General features: G+C 75.0%; 2 protein-coding genes and 1 pseudogene (1 of these 3 running past the window's edge). All 3 read left to right on the top strand.

Annotated features, from left to right (window positions below):
* A protein-coding gene (locus AF335_RS14740) for a type I polyketide synthase (RefSeq protein ID WP_102919232.1) crosses the window boundary here: on the top strand, window positions 1-6,330 show its 3' portion. It extends 22,173 nt beyond the left edge of the window; 6,330 of the gene's 28,503 nt are visible here — the last part of the coding sequence; its start codon lies off the left edge, out of view; it ends in the stop codon at window positions 6,328-6,330.
* Window positions 6,327-12,731 (top strand): SDR family NAD(P)-dependent oxidoreductase, encoded by a 6,405-nt coding sequence (locus AF335_RS14745; RefSeq protein ID WP_483409771.1) that lies wholly within the window; start codon window positions 6,327-6,329, stop codon window positions 12,729-12,731. The genes AF335_RS14740 and AF335_RS14745 overlap by 4 nt, the downstream gene beginning before the upstream one ends.
* Before the next feature lie 63 nt (window positions 12,732-12,794).
* Window positions 12,795-23,930 (top strand): annotated as a pseudogene (locus AF335_RS14750) (SDR family NAD(P)-dependent oxidoreductase); the annotation flags it as partial.
* Between the last annotated feature and the right edge of the window lie 219 nt (window positions 23,931-24,149).

Genomic DNA, 24,149 nt, shown 5'->3' on the forward strand with positions numbered 1-24,149 from the left:
GGCACCGGGTTCACGGGAGTCGTCTCGCTGCTCGCCTCCGCCGCGGGCTCCGTTCCCGTCGGCCTGGCACAGCCGGGCGAAGCGGTCCGGGCGCTGGCGGACGCCGGTGTCGACGCCCCGCTGTGGTGCGTCACCCGGGGCGCCGTGTCGGTGGGCCGCTCGGACACCCGGGACGGCGACGCGCCGGCCGCGGTGTGGGGGCTCGGCAGGGTGACCGCCCTGGAGCACCCGGACCGCTGGGGCGGCCTCGTCGACGTAACCGACGTGCTCGACCGGCGCTCCGCCGACCGCTTCCGCGCCGTGCTGTCCCGCACGGACGGCGAGGACCAGGTGGCGCTGCGGCCTTCGGGCGCCTTCGCACGCCGACTGGTGCGCGCCACGGCGGACGCCACGGCGGCCCCGTGGCAGCCGGCCGGCACCGTCCTCGTCGTCGGCGAGGCGACCGGCTCCGACGCACCCGTCGCCCGCTGGCTCGCCGAGCGGGGAGCGGAGCACGTACTGCTGGTCACGCCCACCGCACCGGACACGGCGGAACTGCGCGCCGCACTCGACGCGCTGGGCACCGGGCTGACGACCGTCACCTGCGCCCTGACCGACGGCGAGGCGCTGACGACCGCCCTCGCCGCCCTCCCGGAGGCGCTGCCGCTGACCGCGGTGGTGTACGCCCGTGAGGACGAGCGGTCCGCCGCCGACGACCCGGCGGCGGCGCTGACCGCACTGCACGCGGGCGTCGAGAGCCTGACGGCCGCGGTCGACGCGGCCACCGGCGACCGTCCCCTGGACGCGTTCGTCCTCTTCTCCTCGATCGCGGGCACCTGGGGCGCGAGCGGCCGTGCCACGGCCGCGGCGGCCGGAGCCCACCTGGACGCCGTGGCCCGGCGCTACCGGGCCCGCGGAGTGCGCGCCCTGTCCGTCTCGTGGGGCGCCTGGGCGGACACCACCGCCGACGGCCTGGCCGCGCACCTGCGCGCCAACGGCCTGCCCGCGATGGACACCGGCCGCGCCCTGACCGCGCTCGCCCGCTCCCTCGGCGCCGACACCGCCGCGGTGACGGTCGCCGACGTGCGGTGGGACGTGTTCGCCCCGGCCTTCACCCGCACCCGGCCCAGCGCCCTCTTCAGGGAGCTGCCCGAGGCCCGCGAGGCCCTGGCACCCGCCGCCGGCGGGCAGGACGCGCCGGACGGCGCGCCCGGTCTCCGGGCCACGCTCGGGGCCCGCCCGGCCGCCGAACGCGCCGAGGTGCTCCTGGCCCTCGTCCGCGCCGAGGTGGCCGCGGTGCTCGGGTTCCCGGACGCCGACGCCGTACCTTCCGGACAGGCGTTCAAGGACCTCGGCTTCGACTCGCTGACCGCCGTCGACCTGCGCAACAAGCTCGCCGGCGCGACGGGCCTGACCCTGCCCGCCACCCTCGCCTTCGACTACCCGACGGCCGAGAGCCTGGCCGGCCACCTGCTGGCCGAACTCCTCGGCGAGGACGGCGACGAGCTGCCCGTCCCGGTGACGCGGAGCGCCACCGGGGCCGACGACCCGATCGTGATCGTCGGCATGAGCTGCCGCTACCCGGGCGGCGTCCGCTCGCCCGAGGACCTCTGGGACCTCGTCATGGGCGGCGGGGACGCCATCGGCGGCTTCCCGACCGACCGCGGCTGGGACCTGGACCGGCTGCTGCACGGCGACGGCCGTGGCGGGAGCGTCGCCCGGGGCGGCGGCTTCCTCCACGACGTGGCGGACTTCGACCCCGGCTTCTTCGGGATCTCGCCGCGCGAGGCCATGGTGATGGACCCCCAGCAGCGCATCCTGCTGGAAGCCGCCTGGGAGGCCCTGGAGCGGACCGGCGTCGACCCGGCGGACCTGCGCGGCGGCGACACCGGCGTGTTCATCGGCGGCGGCTCCGGCGACTACCGGCCCGAGGCCGGCCAGCTGGGCCACGCGCAGACCGCGCAGTCGGCGAGCCTCCTCTCCGGCCGGGTGTCCTACACCCTCGGCCTGGAGGGCCCGTCCGTCAGCGTCGACACGGCCTGCTCGTCCTCGCTGGTGGCGCTCCACCTGGCCGCCCAGGCCCTGCGCAACGGCGAGTGCGCGCTCGCCCTCACGGGCGGTGTGACGGTGATGTCCAGCCCGGTGAACTTCATCGAGTTCGGCGAGATGGGCGCCCTGTCGCCCGACGGCCGCTGCCGGGCCTTCTCGGCCTCGGCGGGCGGCACCGGCTGGTCCGAGGGCGTCGGCGTCCTCGTCCTGGAACGCCTCTCGGACGCCCGGGCCAACGGACACGAGGTCCTCGCGGTCCTGCGCGGCTCGGCGATCAACCAGGACGGCGCCAGCAACGGCATCACCGCGCCCAACGGCCCGTCGCAGCGCCGCGTCATCCGCCGGGCCCTGGCCAGCGCCGGGCTCGCCCCGGCCGACGTGGACGCGGTGGAGGCGCACGGCACCGGCACCACGCTGGGCGACCCCATCGAGGCCCAGGCCCTGCTCGCCACCTACGGGCAGGACCGCGAACAGCCCCTGCTGCTCGGGTCCCTGAAGTCCAACATCGGCCACACCCAGGCGGCCGCCGGCGTCGCCGGAGTGATCAAGATGGTCCTGGCCATGCGCCACGGCGTCCTGCCCAGGTCCCTCCACCTCGACGAGCCGTCGGCACACGTCGACTGGACCGCGGGCGCGATCGAGCTGCTGGCCGACGAGGCCGACTGGCCGGAGACCGGCCGCCCGCGCCGGGCCGGCATCTCGGCCTTCGGCGCCAGCGGCACCAACTCGCACGTCATCATCGAGCAGCCCGCGCAGCCGGTGCGGGCCCCCGAGGACGTGGCGGACGTCACCGACGCCCCCGAGCCCGCGGCGCACGACGCCCTGCTGCCCGTACCCGTGTCGGCCGCCGCACCGGAGGCCCTGCGGGCCCAGGCCAGGCAGCTGCACTCCTACGTGGCCGCCCGCCCCGGGCTCACCGCCGCCGGCCTCGCCCTGCCCCTGGCGACGACCCGGCAGACCTTCGCGCACCGCGCCGCGATCGTCGCCGGCGGCCGCGACGACCTGCTCCAGGGCCTGGCCGCGCTGGCCGACGGCCTCACCTCGCCCCAGGTCCTCCTGGGCGACGGGACGGCGCGCCGCGGCAAGCTCGCGGTGCTGTTCTCCGGCCAGGGCTCGCAGCGGGTCGGCATGGGACGCGAGCTCTACGCCCGCTTCCCGGCCTTCGCCGAGGCCCTCGACGCGGTGACGGCACACCTGGACGCCGAACTGGACCGCCCCCTGCGGGACGTCATGTTCGACGACGCCGAGCGGCTGGACGCGACGGGCTTCACCCAGCCCGCCCTGTTCGCCCTGGAGGTCGCGCTGTTCCGCCTCGTGGAGTCCTGGGGCATCCGCCCGGACTTCGCCGCCGGTCACTCCGTCGGCGAGATCGCGGCGGCGCACGTCGCCGGGGTGTTCTCCCTGGCGGACGCCTGCCGGCTGGTGGCCGCCCGGGCACGGCTGATGAACTCCCTGCCCACCGGCGGCGCCATGGTCGCCGTCCAGGCCACCGAGGACGAGGTGCTCGCCCACCTGGCCGAGGGGGTGTCGCTCGCCGCGGTCAACGGACCGGAGTCGGTCGTCCTCTCCGGCGACGAGACCGCCGTGCTCGGCATCGCGGAGAAATTCGCCGCCGACGGACGCAGGACTAGGCGTTTGCGGGTCAGCCATGCGTTTCACTCACTGCACATGGACGCCATTCTCGAGGACTTCCGACGGGTCACCCGGAGCATCGCCTACGACGCTCCGGCCATCCCGCTTGTGTCCAACCTGACGGGTGAGGCGGCTACCGGAGCGCAGATGTGCTCCCCGGACTACTGGGTGCGCCACGTCCGCGAGGCCGTCCGGTTCGGCGACGGCGTACGCACGCTCGCCGAGCAGGGAGTCTCCGTGTTCCTGGAGCTCGGCCCCGGCGGCGCGCTGTGCGCCATGGCCCAGGAGACCCTCGACACCCTGTCCTCCCGCGCGGTGACCGTTCCGGCCCTGCGCAAGGACCGGGACGAGGAGGCGTCCGTGGTCACGGCGCTCGCCCGGCTGCACGTCGGGGGAGCGAACCTGAGCTGGGACACCGTCCTGGACCAGGCCGCGACCGCCGCCCGCCGTACCGATCTGCCCACCTACCCCTTCCAGCACCAGCGGTTCTGGCCGGAGAACCGTCCGGCCGCCGGCCCCGGCACGGCGGCCGGTGAGGACGACGGCTTCTGGACGGCCGTCCGCGACGAGGACTTCGCCTCCCTGGAGGCGACCCTGAACGTCGACGGCGAGGCCCTGTCCAAGGTGCTCCCCGCCCTCGCGGACTGGCGCCGCCGGCGCGGCGACATCGGCACCGTCGACGCCTGGCGGCAGCAGATCACCTGGAAGCCGCTGACCCTCGCGCCCTCCGCCGCCACGACGGGCACCTGGCTCGCCGTGGTCCCGGCCGGACACGCCGACGACCCCTGGGTCGCCGACGCCCTGGCCGCCCTCGGCCCGGACACCACGCGCCTCACGGCCGACGGCCCCGGCCGCGGGGAACTGGCCGGCCGGCTGCGGGAGGCGACCGGTGGACGCGCGTTCACCGGCGTGCTCTCCCTGCTCGCCCTCGCGACCGCGCCCGCCGACGGGGCCGACGCCCCCGACGGGCTGGCGCTCACCACCACCCTGATCCAAGCGCTCGGCGACGCGGACGTCACCGCACCCCTGTGGTGCGTCACCCGCGGCGCGGTCGCGGCCTCGCCCGCCGAACCGGTGCCCGGCCTCGACCAGGCCGCCGTCTGGGGCCTGGGACGCGTCGCCGCCCTGGAGCACCCGGAGCGCTGGGGCGGTCTGATCGACCTGCCCGAGACCCTCGACGAGCGGACCGCGGCCCGCTTCGCCACGGTCCTCGCGGCCCCCGGCGGCGAGGACCAGATCGCGGTACGCCCCTCGGCCGCCTTCGGGCGCCGACTGGTCCCCGTACCGGCCGGCCGCACCACCGGGGCCACGGGCGAATGGCAGCCCACCGGCACCGTCCTGATCACCGGCGGCACCGGCGTACTGGGAGCCCGGGTGGCACGCGAACTGGCCCGGGCCGGAGCGCGGCACCTGCTGCTCCTCAGCCGCCGGGGCGCCGACGCCCCCGGCGCCGGCGAGCTGCGGGCCGAACTCGCCGCACTGGGCGCGGACGTCACCCTCACCGCGTGCGACGTCGCCGACCGCGACGCGCTCGCCGCCGTCCTCGCCGCCGTACCCGCCGAGGCGCCCCTCACCGGCGTCGTCCACACCGCGGGCGTGCTCGACGACGGCGTGCTCGACAGCCTGACCCCGGACCGCTTCGAGGCCGTCTTCCGCGCCAAGGCCACCTCGGCCCTGGCCCTGCACGACCTCACCCGCGATCTGGACCTGGCCGTGTTCGCCCTGTTCTCCTCGTCGTCGGCCGCCGTCGGCAACCTCGGACAGGCCAACTACGCCGCCGCCAACGCCTTCCTGGACGCCCTCGCCGAGCGGCGCCGGGCGGACGGCCTCGCCGCGACCTCGATCGCCTGGGGCCCGTGGGGCGGCGGCGGAATGGCCGCCGACGACCGGGCGGTCGCCGCGGCCCGGCGCACCGGGATCCGCCCCCTGGACCCGGACCTCGCCGTCACGGCGCTGCGCCGGGCCGTCATGGACGGCCGGGCCACCGAGGTCGTCGTCGACGTCGACCCCGAGCGGTTCGTCGGCTCCTTCACCACCACCCGGCCCAGCCCGCTCCTCGCGGAACTGGCCACGGGCGCCGACCTCCGGCCGGCCGGGCACACCGACGAGGAGGCCCCCGGCACCGCCCTGCGCGAGCGGCTCGCGGACCTGGCGCCGGCCAAGCGCGCCGCGGCCGTACTGGAACTGGTGCGCACCCGGGCCGCCGCCGTACTGGGACACCCGACCGCCGACTCCGTGGGCGCCGACCGGGCGTTCCGGGACCTCGGCTTCGACTCCCTCAGCGCGGTCGAGCTGCGCAACCAGCTCAACGCCGCGACGGGACTGAGCCTGAGCGCCACGCTCGTCTTCGACCACCCGAACCCCGCGGACCTGGCCGACCACGTCCTCGGCCTGCTCGTCCCGGAGAACGGACCGGGGGAGAGCACGGCCGACGGCGACCTCGACCAGTCGGGCATCAGGGCCCTGCTCGCCTCCGTCTCCATGGCCCAGCTCCGTGAGATCGGCGTGCTCGAACCCCTGCTGAAGCTCGCCGCGGCGCGGACCGCCGCGTCCGACGGCGGGACCACCGCCGCCACGGAGGCGGATGCCTACGACGAGTCGATCGACGCGATGGACGTCGCCGACCTGGTGCAGGCGGCCCTCGACGGCAATTCCCACAACGAGCGCTGAAAGAGCGGACCATGACCACATCCAGTGAAAGCGTCGTCGCAGCCCTCCGCGCGTCGTTGAAGGAAGCCGAGCACCTGCGCCGCCAGAACCACAAGCTCGTGGCCGCGGCCACGGAGCCGATCGCCGTCGTGGCGATGAGCTGCCGGTACCCCGGCGGTGTGAACTCGCCCGAGGACCTGTGGAAGCTGCTGGCCTCCGGCGAGGACGCGATCGGCGCGTTCCCCGCGGACCGCGGCTGGGACCTCGACGCCCTGCGGGACGCCGGCGTCGACCAGCGGGGCAACGCCGTCAGCCAGGAGGGCGGCTTCCTCGACGGCGTGGCGGACTTCGACGCGGGCTTCTTCGGGATCTCGCCGCGCGAGTCCGTCACCATGGACCCCCAGCAGCGGCTGCTGCTGGAGACCTCCTGGGAAGCCATCGAGCGGGCCGGCATCGACCCGGTGTCGCTGCGCGGCAGCCGCACCGGCGTGTACGTCGGCACGAACGGCCAGGACTACGCGTACCTGCTCGTCCGCTCCCTGGCCGACGCCACCGGCGACATCGGCACCGGGATCGCCGCCAGCGCCACCTCCGGGCGGCTGTCCTACACGCTGGGCCTGGAGGGCCCGGCGGTGACGGTCGACACGGCGTGCTCCTCCTCGCTCGTGGCCCTGCACACGGCGGCCCAGGCCCTCCGGGCCGGCGAGTGCTCGCTGGCCCTGGTCGGCGGGGTGAACGTCATGTCGTCGCCCGGTTCCCTGATGGAGTTCAGCCGGCAGGGCGGGCTGGCGGCGGACGGCCGGTGCAAGGCGTTCGCCGACGCGGCCGACGGCACCGGCTGGTCCGAGGGCGTGGGCGTCCTCCTCGTCGAGCGCCTGTCCGACGCCCGCCGCAACGGGCACCCCGTCCTGGCCGTCGTCCGGGGCTCGGCCGTCAACCAGGACGGCGCCTCCAACGGCTTCACCGCGCCCAGCGGTCCGTCGCAGCAGCGGGTGATCCGGCAGGCCCTGGCGAGCGCCGGGCTGTCCACCTCGGACGTGGACGCCGTCGAGGCGCACGGCACGGGCACGCCGCTCGGCGACCCGATCGAGGCCCAGGCCCTGCTGGCCACCTACGGCCAGGGGCGCGACCCCGAGCGGCCGCTGCTGCTCGGCTCCGTGAAGTCCAACCTCGGCCACACCCAGGCCGCGGCCGGGGTGGCGGGGATCATCAAGACCGTCATGGCCATGCGGCACGGCGTGCTGCCGAAGACCCTGCACGTGGACGCCCCGTCGTCCCACGTGGACTGGTCGGCCGGCGCGGTGGAGCTGGTGACGGAGACCCGGGAGTGGCCCAAGGCCGACCGGCCGTGGCGCGCGGGCGTGTCCTCGTTCGGCATCAGCGGCACCAACGCCCATGTGATCCTGGAGCAGACGGATCCCGCCGAGGAGCCGGTGACCGACCCTGCGCCTGCGCCCGACGTGGTGCCGTGGCCGGTGTCGGCCCGCTCCGAGGAGGCGCTGACGGCGCAGATCGAGCGGATCTCGGCGCTCCGGGGCGCGGTGTCACCGGTGGACGTGGGCTTCTCGCTCGTCTCCGGCCGCTCGGCGTTCGAGCACCGGGCCGTGCTGCTGGCACAGGGCCCCGAGGGCGAACTGTCCGAGGCGGCCCGGGGCCGCGCGGAGACGGGCCGCTCGCTCGCGGTGCTGTTCTCGGGTCAGGGTGCGCAGCGGGTCGGCATGGGCCGCGAACTCCACGCCCGTTTCCCGGTGTTCGCCGAGGCGCTCGACGCGGTGCTGGCGCACTTCGACGGTGAGCTGCGTGAGGTGATGTTCACCGACACCGACGAGACGCGGCTGAACGAGACCGGCTTCACCCAGCCCGCCCTGTTCGCCGTCGAGGTGGCGCTGTTCCGCCTCGTGGAGTCCTGGGGCATCCACCCCGACTTCGTCGCCGGGCACTCCATCGGTGAGATCACGGCGGCCCACGTGGCGGGGGTGCTCTCCCTGGAGGACGCCTGCCGCTTGGTGTCGGCCCGTGCGCGGCTGATGCAGGCGCTGCCCACGGGCGGTGCGATGGTGGCCGTGCAGGCCCCGGAGGCCGAGGTGGCCGCGCGGCTCGTCGACGGTGTGTCGATCGCCGCGGTCAACGGCCCGGAGTCGGTCGTCCTCGCGGGCGACGAGGCCGAGGTGCTGCGCATCGCCGAGGGCTTCGCGGCCGAGGGCCGTAAGACGCGGCGGCTGTCGGTGAGCCACGCTTTCCACTCGCCGCTGATGGACCCGATGCTGGACGACTTCCGCCGGGTGGTGGAGGGCCTGTCCTTCGAGTCCCCGCGCATCCCCCTCGTCTCCAACGTGACCGGCGGGCTCGCCGCCGACGAGCTGGTGCGCTCGGCCGACTACTGGGTGCGGCACGTCCGGGAGACGGTGCGCTTCGCGGACGGCGTGCGGGCCCTGGTGGCCGAAGGCGCCTCGGCCTTCCTGGAGCTCGGCCCGGACGGTGTGCTCACCGCCATGGCCCAGCACAGCCTGGAGGACGGCGAGGCGCGGGCGGCCGTGGCGGCCCTGCGCAAGGACCGGTCCGAGGAGACGGCCCTGCTGACCGCGCTCGCCCGCCTGCACGTGACGGGTGTCGCGGTGGACTGGGCCGCCCTCTTCGCGGGCACCGGCGGTCGCCGTGTCGACCTGCCGACCTACCCCTTCCAGCACGAGCGCTACTGGCCCCGGCCCGATGTGACCGGCGGGGACGTGACCGGCGCGGGCCTCCAGCCGGCGGAACACCCGCTGCTGGGCGCCACCCTCACGCTCGCCGAGTCCGGTGAGGTGGTGTTCACGGGCAGGCTGTCGACGCGGACGTACCCCTGGCTGACCGACCACGTCATGGGCGGCAGCGTGCTCTTCCCGGCCACCGGCTTCCTGGAGCTGGCCATGCGCGCCGGCGACCAGGTCGGCTGCGACCGGGTCGAGGAGTTCCTCCTGCTGTCCCCGCTGGTCCTCACCGAGGACGGCGCCGCACAGGTCCAGGTGCTGCTCGGGGCCCCCGACGAGACGGGCGCCCGTTCCCTCTCGGTGTACTCGCGCGCCGACGGCGCCTTCGACGAGCCGTGGACGCAGCACGCCCACGGCACGCTCACCACCGGCGAGCGGATCGGCGACTTCGGCTCCCAGGTCTGGCCGCCGCAGGGCGCGGAGGCCGTGGACCTGGCGGGCTTCTACGACGGCACCGGCTACGGCCCGGCCTTCCAGGGCCTGCGCGCGGTGTGGCGCTGCGCGGACGGGGCCTACGTGGAGGTGGCGCTGCCCGCCCACGTCGAGGGGGACGCGCAGTCCTTCGGCCTCCACCCCGCACTGCTGGACGCGGTGCTGCAGTCCCACCGGATGGCCGGTGTCGGCAGCGAGGGCGACCAGTTCCTGCCGTTCGCCTGGCGGGGCGTGTCGCTGCACGCCGCCGGCGCGTCGGTGCTGCGGGCCCGCGTCACGAGGACCGGCGACGACTCGGTGTCCATCACCGCCGTCGACACCGAGGGCGCACCCGTGCTGTCCGCCGAGGCGATGGTGATGCGCGCCTACCAGGACCCCGGCACCGGCCGGCCGGCGGACCGGCGCGGCACGCTGCTGGCGCTGGACTGGGTCGCGGCCCCCGAGGTGCGGCCCGCCCCGGCCCGGTGCGTGTCGCTCGGCGCCGACGAGCTGGGCGTGGGCGCCTCGGTCGCCTCCCTGGCCGACCTCACCGGCGACGAGGACCTCGTCGTGGTTCCCGTGTCCGGCGCGGGCGACGACGTGCCCACCGCCGCGCACGAGCTGACGGCCCGGGTCCTGGGCCTGCTCCACGAGTGGGCGGACCGGGCGGAGGGCGGCACCTCGCGCCTGGTGTTCGTGACCCGGGGTGCCGTCTCCGCCGACGAGGGCGAGGCCGTACCGGACCTGGCCGCGGGCGCGGTGTGGGGCCTGGTGCGCTCGGCGCAGTCGGAGAACCCGGGGCGGATCGCGCTCCTGGACCTCCAGGACGGGTCCGGGGACCTCGCCGGGGTGCTCGCGGACCTGCCGGGTCTGCTGGCCACCGAGGACGCGCAGTTCGTGGTGCGGGACGGCGTCGTCCGCGTGGCACGGCTGGCCCAGCCCGGCGCCGGCGCCGGGCTGCTCGCCCCCGCCGGGGTGCCGTGGCGGCTGGACAGCGAGGCCAAGGGCAGCCTGGACAAGCTGGTGCTCGCCCCCTGCCCCGAGATCCTGGAGCCGCTCACCCCCGGCCAGGTCCGCCTGGACGTCGAGGCGGCGGGCGTGAACTTCCGCGACGTGCTGAACGCCCTGGGCATGTACCCGGGCGAGGCCGGCCTGCTCGGCGCCGAGGCCGCCGGAACGGTCACCGAGACCGGGCCCGGCGTGCACGGACTGCGTCCGGGGGACCGGGTGATGGGCATGGTCTTCGGCGGCTACGGCCCGGTGGCCGTGACCGACCAGCGGCTCCTGACCCGGATACCCGAGGACTGGTCGGCCGCCCGGGCGGCCTCGGTCCCGCTGGTCTTCCTGACCGCCCTGTACGCGCTGAAGGACCTCGCCGACCTGCGGCCCGGCCAGTCGATCCTCGTCCATGCCGGCGCCGGCGGCGTCGGCATGGCGGCCATCCAGCTGGCCCGGCACCTCGGCGCCGAGGTGTTCGCCACGGCCGGCGAGGGCAAGTGGGACACCCTGCGCGAACTGGGCGTGGCCGACGACCACATCGCCTCCTCCCGCACCACCGACTTCGAGGAGCGCTTCCGGGCGGTCACCGGCGGCCGCGGCGTGGACGTGGTGCTCAACGCGCTGGCGGGCGAGTTCGTCGACGCCTCCCTGCGGCTGACGGCCCCCGGCGGCCGTTTCCTGGAGATGGGCAAGACCGACATCCGCGACCCCGAGTCCACCGCCCCGGTGCACTACAAGGCGTTCGACCTCGCCGACGCGGGCCCGGACCGGGTGCAGGGGATGTTCGGCGAGCTCCTGGAGCTGTTCGCCGAGGGCGCGTTGCACACGCTGCCGGTGGCGACCTGGGACGTCCGGCGGGCGCCGGAGGCGTTCCGGTACATGAGCCGGGCCCAGCACATCGGGAAGATCGTGCTGACCCTGCCGCGCGCCTGGAACCCGGACGGCACCGTCCTGATCACCGGTGGCACCGGCGGCCTGGGCGGCGAACTGGCCCGGCACCTGGTGACCGAGCGCGGTGCCCGGCACCTGCTGCTGGTCAGCCGCAGCGGGCCGGACGCGCCCGGCGCGCAGGAGCTGCGCGCCGAACTGGCCGCGCACGGCGCCGAGGTGACGCTCCTCGCGTGCGACGTGGCCGACCGGGAGGGGGCGGCCGCGGCCGTCGGCGCGGTCCCCGCCGCGCACCCGCTGACCGCGGTGGTCCACACGGCCGGCGTCCTCGACGACGGCATGGTGGCCTCGCTGACGCCCGAGCGGCTCTCGGCGGTACTGCGTCCGAAGGTGGACGCGGCCTGGCACCTGCACGAGGCCACCAAGGACCTCGGCCTGGCCGGCTTCGTGCTGTACTCGTCCGTCTCGGGCGTCCTCGGCACGGCGGGTCAGGGCAACTACGCGGCGGGCAACGTCTTCCTGGACGCGCTGGCCCGGCACCGTGCGGCGCACGGGCTGCCCGCGCACTCGCTCGCCTGGGGCGCCTGGGCCCCGACCGGCGGCATGACCGCCACCCTGTCGGACGCGGACGTGCAGCGGATCGCCTCCTCGGGGGCCACGCCGCTGACCGTCGAGCAGGGCCTGGCGCTGTTCGACGCCGCCACCGCGACCGCCGGGTCGCACCTGGTGCCCCTCGGGCCGGTCAGCACGGGCACGCGGGACCGGGGCACGGTGCCGCCGGTGCTGCGGGGCCTGGTCAAGGGCTCCCGGCGGACGGCCGCCGGCGCCACGGGCGGCGCCGAGGCGGCCGAGCGGCTCACCCAGCGGCTGCGCGAGGCCCGGCCGGAGGACCGTACGCGCCTCGCGACCGACCTCGTACGGACCGAGGCCGCCGCCGTGCTCGGGCACGCCTCGGCCAAGGCGATCGACACCCGGCGCGAGTTCAACGACCTGGGCTTCGACTCGCTGACGGCCGTCGAGCTCCGCAACCGGCTCGCCACCGCCACGGGGCTGCGGCTCTCCGCCACCCTCGTCTTCGACTACCCCAACCCCCTCGCACTCGCCGACCACCTCGTCTCGCGGCTCGTGGACGACAGCGGTACGGGGCCGGACCTCCTCGCGGAACTCGAACGTCTCGAGTCCGCACTCGCCGTCAGCGAGCCCGACGACCGCACCAGGGCCGCCGTCGCCGGCCGCCTGTCGCAGATCCTGGACGGCTGGCGCGGCGCCCCCGCGGAGGAGGACGGCGCAGAGGTCGCCGAGCGGCTCGAAGCCGCCAGTACCGATGAGATCTTCGCCTTCATCGACAACGAGCTCGGCCGCCACAGCGATCGCTGAGTCCGGCCCTCTTATTTCCATGAAAGGTTCCACGTCATGCCGAACGACAAGAAGCTCGTTGACTACCTCAAGTGGGTCACGAACGACTTGCACCAGACCCGTCAGCGGCTTCAGGAGGCCGAGTCCGCCAAGCAGGAGCCGATAGCCATCGTCGGGATGTCCTGCCGGCTGCCCGGCGGAGTGCGGTCGCCGGAGCAGCTCTGGCAGCTGCTCAGTGACGGCCGGGACGGCATCTCGGCATTTCCCACGGACCGTGGCTGGAACCTCGACATCCTCGGCGGCGACGGAGGCGGCAGCAGCGCGACGGCCGAGGGCGGCTTCCTCGACGCCGCCGCGTTCGACGCGGACTTCTTCGGCATCTCGCCCCGCGAAGCCGTGGCCATGGACCCCCAGCAGCGCCTCCTGCTGGAGACCTCCTGGGAGGCGCTGGAGCGGGCCGGCATCGACCCCGTGTCGCTGAAGGGGAGCCGGACCGGCGTCTTCGTGGGCACCAGCGGCGTCGACTACATCAACGCCGTGCTGAACTCCCGTGAGGACATCGAGGGCCACGGCAGCACCGGACTCGCGGGCAGCATCCTCTCCGGGCGGCTCTCGTACAGCTTCGGCCTGGAGGGCCCGGCCGTCACCGTCGACACCGCGTGCTCCTCCTCGCTCGTCTCGCTCCACCTGGCCGCCCACGCGCTGCGCACCGGCGAGTGCTCGCTGGCGCTGGTCGGCGGCGTGACGGTGATGTCGACGCCGATGAGCTTCGCCGGCTTCACCCGGCAGGGCGGGCTGGCGTCGAACGGCCGGTGCAAGCCGTTCTCCGACGACGCCGACGGCACCGGCTGGTCCGAGGGCGTGGGCATCGTCGTCGTCGAGCGGCTCTCCGACGCCCGCCGCAACGGCCACGAGATCCTCGCTGTCGTCCGGGGCTCCGCCGTCAACCAGGACGGTGCCTCCAACGGCCTCATGGCCCCCAACGGCCCCTCCCAGCAGCGAGTGATCCAGCAGGCTCTCGCCGGCGCCGGGCTGACGGCGTCGGACGTGGACGCCGTCGAGGCGCACGGCACCGGCACGACCCTGGGCGACCCGATCGAGGCCCAGGCCCTGCTGGCCACCTACGGTCAGGGGCGCGACCCCGAGCGGCCGCTGCTGCTCGGGTCGGTGAAGTCCAACCTCGGCCACACCCAGGCCGCGGCCGGTGCGGCGGGCCTCATCAAGATGGTCCTGGCGCTGCGGCACGGCGTCCTGCCCAAGACGCTGTACGCGGACACGCCGTCGTCCCACGTGGACTGGTCGGCCGGCGCGGTGGAGCTGCTGACGGAGGCCCAGGAGTGGCCCAAGGCCGACCGCCCGTGGCGGGCCGGCGTGTCGTCGTTCGGCATCAGCGGCACCAACGCCCACGTCATCATCGAGCAGGCACCGGCCGAGGAGCCCGGTGAGCCGGAGGAGACCGAGCCGAAGACCGTGCCGTCGGCCGTGCCGTGGCCCGTCTCCGCGCGGTCCGAGGAGGCGCTCGCCGCCCAGCTGGCGCAGGTCTCCTCGCTGACCGGCGCCTCGCCCCTCGACCTGGGCTTCTCGCTGGCCACCACCAGGGCGCACCTGGAGCACCGGGCGGTCCTGCTGTCCGAGGGCGACGAGGTCGTCGAGGTCGCGCGCGGGTACGCCGAGGACACCACCGGGAACGTCGCGGTGCTGTTCTCGGGTCAGGGTGCGCAGCGGGTCGGTATGGGCCGGGAGCTGTACGCCCGTTTCCCGGTGTTCGCGGAGGCGCTGGACGCGGTGCTGGCGCACTTCGACGGTGAGCTGCGTGAGGTGATGTTCACCGACACCGACGCGGAGCGGCTGGACGAGACCGGTTTCACGCAGCCCGCCCTGTTCGCGGTCGAGGTGGCGTTGTTCCGTCTCGTGGAGTCCTGGGGGGTTCGCCCGGACTTCGTCGCCGGGCATTCCATCGGTGAGATCACGGCGGCCCATGTGGCGGGGGTGTTCTCGTTGGAGGACGCCTGCGCTCTGGTGTCGGCGCGTGCGCGGTTGATGCAGGCGTTGCCCGTGGGTGGTGCGATGGTGGCCGTGCAGGCTCCGGAGGCCGAGGTGGCCGCGCGGCTCGTCGATGGTGTGTCGATCGCGGCGGTCAACGGCCCGGAGTCGGTGGTCCTGGCGGGCGACGAGGCTGAGGTTCTGCGTATCGCCGAGGGTTTCGCGGCCGAGGGTCGTAAGACGCGGCGGCTGTCGGTGAGTCATGCTTTCCATTCGCCGTTGATGGACCCGATGCTGGATGACTTCCGCCGGGTGGTGGAGGGCCTGTCCTTCGAGTCCCCGCGCATCCCCCTCGTCTCCAACGTGACCGGCGGGCTCGCCACCGATGAGCTGGTGCGCTCGGCCGACTACTGGGTCCGCCACGTCCGGGAGACTGTCCGTTTCGCGGACGGCGTGCGCGCCCTGGAGGCCGAAGGCGCCTCCGTGTTCCTGGAGCTCGGCCCGGACGGCGTCCTGACGGCCATGGCCCAGCACACCCTGGACGACACCGCCCTCGCGGTGTCCGCCCTGCGCGCGGACCGCTCCGAGGAGACGGCCCTGCTCACCGCCCTCGCCCGCCTCCACACGGCCGGCGTCGGCGTCGACTGGGCCGCCTGGTTCGCCGGCACGGGCGCGCACCGCGCGGACCTGCCCACCTACCCGTTCCAGCACGAGCGCTACTGGCCCCGGCCCGCCCTCACGGGGGACGTGACCGGCGCCGGCCTGATGCCGGCGGAACACCCGCTGCTCGGCGCGATGCTCGCGCTCGCGGACTCCGGCGAGGTGGTGTTCACCGGCAGGCTGTCGGCCCAGACCTCGCCGTGGCTGACCGACAACGTCCTCGGCGGCAACGTGCTCTTCCCGGCCACCGGCTTCCTGGAGCTGGCCATGCGCGCCGGCGACCAGGTCGGCTGCGGCCGCGTCGAGGAGTTCGTCCTCCTCACCCCGCTGGTGCTGGAGGAGACCACCGCCACCCGGGTCCAGGTGCAGGTCGGAGCCCCCGACGCGGCGGGCGCCCGGACGATCACCGTGCACTCCTGCCCCGACGGCGCCCCCGGTGAGGAGTGGGTGCAGCACGCCCACGGCACCCTGACCACCGGCGAGCGCGTCGCGGCCTTCGGGCCGGAGTCGTGGCCGCCGCGCAACGCCGTGGTCGTCGACCTGGAGGGCTTCTACGACGGGACCGGTTACGGCCCGGCGTTCCAGGGGCTGCGCTCGGTCTGGCAGCGGGAGGACGAGGTCTTCGTGGAGGTCGCCCTGCCGGGTGACGTCTCCGGGGAGGCCGGGGCCTTCGGCATCCACCCGGCGCTGCTGGACGCGGTGCTGCAGGCGCACCGGATGGCCGGCGTCGGCGGCGCGGACGACCTCATGCTGCCGTTCGCCTGGCGAGGCGTGTCGCTGCACGCGGCCGGCGCCTCGGTCGTCCGCGCCCGCGTCGCCCGGACCGCCGAGGACTCGGTGTCCATCGCGGCCGTCGACGTCGACGGCGCGCCGGTGCTGTCGGCGGAGACGCTGGTCCTGCGCCGCCCGTCGGCCACCGACCCCGTGACCGCCCGCCCCGGTGCCGGGCGCGACGCCCTGCTGTCGCTCGCCTGGGTGCCCGCCCCCGAGGTGCCCTCCGCCGAGCCCCGCTGCGTGTCGCTCGGCGCCGACGAACTGGGCGTGGGCGCGTCGGTCGCGTCCCTGGCCGACCTCACCGGCGACGAGGACCTCGTCGTGGTGTCCGTCTCCGGCACCGGCGACGACGTGCCCGCCGCCGCCCACGAGCTGACCGCCCGGGTCCTGGACCTGCTGGGCGAGCGGACCGGCCGGGAACTGCCCGCCGGCTCCCGGCTGGTGTTCGTCACCCGGGGCGCCGTCTCCGCCGACGAGGGCGAGCCCGTACGGGACCTCGCCGCCGCCGCGGTGTGGGGCCTGGTGCGCTCCGCGCAGTCGGAGAACCCCGGGCGGATCGCGCTCCTCGACCTCCAGGACGGCGGTCCCGCCGAGGTCCTCGCGGACCTGCCGGGCCTGCTGGTGACCGGCGACGACCAGTTCGTCGTGCGCGACGGCGCCGTCCGGGTGCCGCGCCTGGTCCGTACGGCCCCCGCCGGGGAGACCGCGCCCGCCGAGCCGCGCGCCTGGGACCCGAAGGGCACCGTCCTGATCACCGGCGCCACCGACGGCCCCGGCCGTGACCTGGCCCGGCACCTGGTGACCGAGCGCGGGGTACGACACCTGCTGCTGGCCGGCCGTGGCGGCGCCCAGGCTTCCGGCGCCGGTGAACTGGCCGCGGAGCTGGCCGCCCTCGGCGCCGAGGCGGACGTCCTCGCCTGCGACCCGGCCGACCGCGCGGCACTGGCCGCGGCGGTGGCCGCGATCCCCGCCGCCCACCCGCTGACCGCCGTCGTCCACACCGAGCGCGTCCTCGACGCCGAGAGCGCGGTGGCCTCGCTGACGCCCGAGCGGCTGTCGGCGGTGCTGCGCCCGGCGGTGGACGCGGCCTGGCACCTCCACGAGGTCACCAAGGACCTCGACCTGGCGGCGTTCGTGCTGTACTCCTCCGTCTCGGGCGTCCTCGGCACCGCCGGGCAGGGCGACCACGCGGCGGGCGGCGTCTTCCTGGACGCGCTGGCCCGGCACCGCGCGGCGCACGGCCTGGCCGCCCAGTCCCTCGCCTGGGGCGCCCGGGCCACGGACGACCGGTCGGCCGTCCCGCCCACGGACCCCTGGCAGAGCACGCCGCTGGGCGTGCGGCCCCTGAGCGCCGAGCAGGGCCTGGCGCTGTTCGACGCCGCCACCGCGACCGCCGGTTCCCACCTCGTGCCCCTCGGCCCGATCGCCCCGGGCACCCGGGACCGCGGCACGGTGCCGCCGGTGCTGCGGAGCCTGGTCAAGGGCGGCCGGCGGACGGCGGCCGGTACCGCGGGCGGCGCCGCCGCGGCGGCCCGGCTCGTCCAGCGGCTGACCGAGCTGACCGGCGACGAGCGGAACGCCTTCGCCGCCGACCTCGTACGGACCGAGGCCGCGGCCGTGCTCGGGCACGCCTCGGTCAAGGCGATCGACACCCGGCGGGACTTCAACGACCTGGGCTTCGACTCGCTGACGGCCGTCGAGCTCCGCAACCGGCTCTCCACCGCCACCGGACTGCGCCTGCCCGCCACCCTCGTCTTCGACTACCCCAACCCCACCGTGCTCGCCGACCACCTCGTCGCCGTGCTCCTCGACGAACACGGCGAGGTCCGTGCCCCCGTCGCGACCACGGCGGACGCCGGTGACCCGGTCGTGATCGTCGGCATGGCCTGCCGGCTGCCCGGCGGCGTGGCGTCCCCGGAGGACCTGTGGCGGCTCGTCGCCGACGGGCGCGACGGAATCTCCGACTTCCCGACCGACCGGGGCTGGGACCTGGCGACCCTGCTCGGCGGGGCGGAGGGCGACCAGGGCCGCAGCGCCGCGTCCCAGGGCGGCTTCCTGTACGGCCTCGGCGACTTCGACGCCCCCTTCTTCGGCATCTCGCCCCGCGAGGCCATGGCGATGGACCCGCAGCAGCGGCTGATGCTGGAGACCACCTGGGAGGCCATCGAGCGGGCCGGTATCGACCCGACGTCCCTGCGGGGCACCGAGACCGGTGTCTTCGTCGGCACCAGCGGCTCCGACTACGGCAGCATCCTGCTGAACTCCGGCGAGGACGTCGAGGCCCACGCCAGCACCGGACTCGCGAGCAGCGTCCTTTCCGGGCGGCTGTCCTACACCTTCGGCCTGGAGGGCCCCGCCCTCACCGTCGACACCGCGTGCTCGTCCTCGCTCGTCTCGCTCCACCTGGCGACCCACGCGCTGCGCACCGGCGAGTGCTCACTGGCCCTGGCCGGCGGCGTGACGCTGATGTCCACGCCGATGAGCATCAGCGGATTCAGCCGGCAGGGCGCCCTGTCGACGGACGGCCGGTGCAAGGCGTTCTCGGACTCGGCCGACGGCACGAGCTGGGCGGAGGGCGTGGGCGTGCTCGTCCTGGAGCGGCTCTCCGACGCCCGCCGCAACGGCCACGAGATCCTCGCCGTCGTCCGCGGCTCCGCCGTCAACCAGGACGGCGCGTCCAACGGTCTGACCGCGCCCAACGGCCCGTCCCAGCAGCGCGTCATCCGCCAGGCCCTCGCCAACGCCGGCCTGTCGACCGATGACGTGGACGCCGTCGAGGCCCATGGCACCGGCACCGCCCTGGGCGACCCGATCGAGGCCCAGGCCCTGCTCGCGACCTACGGTCAGGACCGGGCCGGGGAACGACCGCTGATGCTCGGCTCGCTCAAGTCGAACATCGGCCACACCATGGCGGCGGCCGGTGTCGCCGGCGTCATCAAGATGGTCATGGCCATGCGCCACGGGGTGCTGCCGCGCTCCCTCCACATCGACGCCCCCTCCTCCCACGTCGACTGGACGGCCGGTGACATCCGGCTCCTCACGGAGCAGGCCGAGTGGCCGGACACCGGGCGCCCGCGCCGTGCCGCCGTGTCGGCCTTCGGTATCAGCGGCACGAACGCGCACACCATCCTGGAGCAGGCTCCCGGGGCCGGGGTTCCCGTCGGCCGGGACGAGCCGGGGGTCTCGCCGTCGGCGGTGCCGTGGCCGGTCTCGGCGAAGTCGGAGGCCGCGCTGGCGGCACAGCTGGAGCAGGTCTCCGCGCTCGCCGGCCTGTCGCCCCTGGACGTCGGGTTCTCGCTGGCGACGGCCAGGGCTCACCTCGAGTACCGTGCGGTCCTGCTGGCCGGGGACGACGGGGCCGTGGAGGCCGCGCGCGGGCTCGCCGGGGCGGGGAAGCTCGCGGTGCTGTTCTCGGGTCAGGGTGCGCAGCGGGTCGGTATGGGCCGGGAGCTGTACGCCCGTTTCCCGGTGTTCGCGGAGGCGCTGGACGCGGTGCTGGCGCGCTTCGACGGTGAGCTGCGTGAGGTGATGTTCACCGACACCGACGGAGCGCGGCTGGACGAGACCGGTTTCACGCAGCCCGCCCTGTTCGCGGTCGAGGTGGCACTGTTCCGTCTCGTGGAGTCCTGGGGGGTTCGCCCGGACTTCGTCGCCGGGCACTCCATCGGTGAGATCACGGCGGCCCACGTGGCGGGGGTGTTCTCGTTGGAGGACGCGTGCCGTCTGGTGTCGGCGCGTGCGCGGCTGATGCAGGCGTTGCCCGCGGGTGGTGCGATGGTGGCTGTGCAGGTCCCGGAGGCCGAGGTGGCCGCGCGGCTCGTCGACGGTGTGTCGATCGCGGCGGTCAACGGCCCGGAGTCGGTCGTCCTCGCGGGCGACGAGGCTGAGGTTCTGCGTATCGCCGAGGGTTTCGCGGCCGAGGGCCGTAAGACGCGGCGTCTTTCGGTGAGTCATGCTTTCCACTCGCCGCTGATGGACCCGATGCTGGACGACTTCCGCAAGGTCGCCGAAGAGGTGGTCTACGGAAGCCCCCGCGTTCCGGTCGTCTCCAACGTGACCGGCGGGCTCGCCACCGAGGAACTCGTGTGCTCGGCGGACTACTGGGTGCGGCACGTCCGGGAGACGGTCCGTTTCGCCGACGGCGTGCGTGCCCTGGAGGCCGAAGGCGCCTCCGTGTTCCTGGAGCTGGGTCCGGACGGGGTGCTGACGGCCATGGCCCAGCACACCCTGGACGGCACCGCCCTGGCGGTTCCGGCCCTCCGTAAGGACCGTTCCGAGGAGACCGCCCTCCTCACGGCCCTCGCGCGGCTGTATGCCGCGGGTGTGGACGTGGACTGGGCCGGGTTCTTCGACGGCACCGGCGCCCGCCGCGTCGACCTCCCCACGTACGCGTTCCAGCACGAGCGGTACTGGCCCGCGCAGGCCGCCCCGGTGGGGGACGTGTCCGCCGCCGGGCTGACGCCGGCCGGACATCCGCTGCTGGGAGCGGCCGTGTCACTGGCCGACTCCGGCGGGATGCTGTTCACGGGCCGGCTGTCGACGGTGTCCCAGCCCTGGCTGAAGGACCACACCGTGGACGGGACGGCCGTCTTCCCCGCGGCCGGTTTCCTCGAACTGGCCGTCCGCGCGGGTGACGAGGCGGGTTGCGACCGCGTCGCCGGACTGACCCTCGGGACACCGCTGGAGCTCACCGACGGCACGGCCTTCGTGACCCAGGTGTGGGTCGGCGCCCCGGACGGGAAGGGCACCCGGGAGATCCGGTTCTTCTCCCGTCCCGAGGGCGCCCTGGACGGGGTGTGGACGGAGCACGCCACCGGGACGCTCGCCACAGGCGCGCACCGCACGGAATTCGGCGCGTCCGCCTGGCCGCCCGCCGGCGCGGCCCCCGTCGAACTGGACCGCTTCTACGACGGGACCGGCCACGGCCCCGCCTTCCAGGGGCTGCGATCCGCCTGGGTCCGCGGTGACGAGGTGTTCGTCGAGGCCGCGCTCACGGGCGACACCGCCTCCGGCTCCGGGCACTACGGCCTGCACCCCGCACTGCTCGAAGCGCTCGTCCACGCCGCCGCCTTCTTCGGCACGGGAGACGAGGACCGTATCCCGTACGCCGCCTCCTGGAACGGAGTGTCCCTGCACGCCTCCGGCGCCTCGTCGGTACGGGCACGGCTCGAGAAGACCGGTGAGGACTCCGTCCGGCTCACGGCGGTCGACGCCGCCGGGGACCCCGTGCTGTCGGCGGAGACCGTCACCCTGGGCGTCCCGGCTCCCGTCACCGGACACCGGCGCGAGCCGCTGCTGCGGCTGGAATGGGTGCCCGCCCCGGAGGCGGAGGCGGCACCGGACGTACGGAGCCTGTTCCTCGACCCCCTCGGGGCCGCGTCACTGGCCGACGTCACCGATGTCCCGGACTTCGTCGTGGTTCCCGTGCGCACCGCGGACGACGACGTCCCGACGGCCGTGCGCGAGGCGACGGGGCAGGCCCTGGGCCTGCTCCAGGAGTGGCTCACCGACCAGCGCTTCAGCGCTTCGCGACTGGTGTTCGTGACGCGGGGCGCGCTCTCCGGTGACGACCTCGCCGCCGCCGCTGTCTGGGGCCTGGTGCGCTCGGCGCACGCGGAGCAGCCCGGCCGGGTCCTCCTGGCGGACCTGGACGACAGCGCCGACCTGACGGAATTCCTCGCCAAGCTGCCGGCCCTGACGGCCTCCGACGACGCGCAGTTCGCCGTCCGCGAGGGCGTGGTGCGTGTCGGACGGCTGGCCTGGCTGCCCGCCGCCACCGGCCCGCGCCGGCCGGCGTGGGACCCCGAGGGAACCGTCCTCGTCACCGGCGCCACCGGCGCGCTGGGCGGACACCTCGCCCGGTGGCTGGCCGCCAACGGCACCCGGCACCTGCTGCTCGTCAGCCGTCGTGGTCCGGCGGCCCCCGGCGCGGCCGGACTCGCCGACGAACTCAGGGAACTGGGCGCACTCCCCACCGTGGAGGCGTGCGACACGACGGACCGGGACGCGCTCGACGCCCTCCTGGCGGGCATCCCCGCGGAGCACCCGCTGACCGCGGTCGTCCACCTGGCCGGTGTCCTCGACGACGGCATGGTGACCTCCCTGGACCCCGAGCGGCTGCCCCTCGTGCTGAGCCCGAAGGCGGACGCCGCCTGGCACCTGCACGAAGCCACCAAGGGCCTCGACCTGGCCGCGTTCATCATGTTCTCGTCCATCTCCGGAGTGCTCGGCGCCCCGGGCGTGGCCAACTACGCGGCCGCGAACGCCTTCCTGGACGGCCTGGCCCTGCACCGGACCTCGCTGGGCCTGCCCGGCCAGGCGCAGGCATGGGGCCACTGGGCGCTGGAGGACGGTATGGCGGGCAAGGTGACCGAGACCGCCGTGCAGCGCATGAGGGCCGGCGGACTGGCGCCGGTCACCGTCGAACAGGGCATGGCGTCGTTCGACACCGCCCTCGGCCTCGCCGAGCCGAACGTGGTGGCCCTGGGCGAGTTCAGCACGCCGCCCGGCGGACAGGTGGACGTGCCTCCGCCGTACCGCGGACTGGTCCGTTGGAGCCGGCGCTCCGCGGCGAACACCGTGAGCGTGTCCGCCGCGCCGGACACCTTCGTCCAGCGGCTGCGAGAGGCACCGGAGGCCGACCGGGACCGCCGGATCGTCGACATGGTCCGCGCGGAGGCGGCCGGCGTCCTCGGCCACGCCTCGGCCGACGCCGTGGAGGCCCACCGGGACTTCTTCGAGCTGGGCTTCGACTCGCTGACCTCGGTCGAACTCCGCAACCGGATCGCCTCGGTCACCGGGCTGCAGCTGCCCGCGACCGTCGTCTTCGACAACAGGAACCCCGAGAACCTCGCCGCCTGGCTGCGCAGCGAACTCGCCGCGCAGCCGGGCCCGGACGGCGCCCTGTCCGGCGGGGAGCTCAGGGGCCCGGCCGCGGGCCAGGAGATCGACTCGCTGGAGCGGCTGTTCCTCGACGCCATGGAGATCGGCAGGATCCAGGAGGCCCAGGTCATGCTGAGGTCCCTGAGCGCTCTCCGCCCGAGCTTCGAGAACGCGGCCGAGCTGGAGGACCTGCCGCTGCCGACCACGCTCGCCGAGGGCTCCGGCACACCGCGGCTGATCTGCATCAGCACGCCCACCGCCAACGGCGGAGTCCACGAGTACGTCAGGTTCGCCGCGCACTTCCGGGGCGAGCGCCACGTCTGCGCGGTGCCACTGGTCGGCTTCGCGGCGGGGGAGCGGCTGCCGGCCAACCCCGAGACCGGGGTCAGGGTCATCGCGGAGAGCGCGCTGCGCGCGAGCGACGGCGAGCCCTTCGTCCTGGTCGGCCACTCCTCCGGCGGGTCGCTCGCCTACGCGGCCGCCGGCCTGCTGGAGAACACCTGGGGGATCAAGCCCACGGCCGTGGTGCTGCTGGACACCCTCAGCATCCGGCACGACCGGAACGAGGACATCGACTACGCCGGTCTGATGCGGCAGAACTTCCTGGTCGACGAGGTCTCCCCGGTGCGGATGACGAACTCCCGGCTGTCCGCCATGGGACGGTGGATGGGCCTGCTGAACCGGGTCGACGTGCAGCACACGACGGCCCCCGTGCTCAACCTCCAGGCGCTGCGGCAGCACGCCGGGGTTGAGTCCGCCCCGGCCGGTGCCGAGGGCTCCGGCGGTGAGGAGCTGAGCTCCCTGATTCCGTCGGCCGACATCCGCAGGGTCGACGCGGACCACCTCTCGATCGTCAAGGCGGACGCCGGACTGGCGGCGGAGGCGGTGGAGAACTGGCTCGACTCCGTCACGGGAGCGTGACGGCGACGCGGTGAGACACGCCACGGCGGGCGGCCCCCCAGGCCGCCCGCCGTGGCGTTTGCCGACCGCCGGAGCCCCCGGGCCGTGCGGTGCGTACGCGCACGTCACCAGGGAGACCAGCTCTAGGGAAACCCGCAGTCCGCCTTGAACGAGGATGGCCGTGAAAATGGGTCAGACGTGAGTGTCGACGCTCTGTGCCCCAGGTCCGGCATTCCACTG

Source organism: Streptomyces eurocidicus (assembly GCF_002891295.1).
Taxonomy (GTDB): domain Bacteria; phylum Actinomycetota; class Actinomycetes; order Streptomycetales; family Streptomycetaceae; genus Streptomyces; species Streptomyces eurocidicus.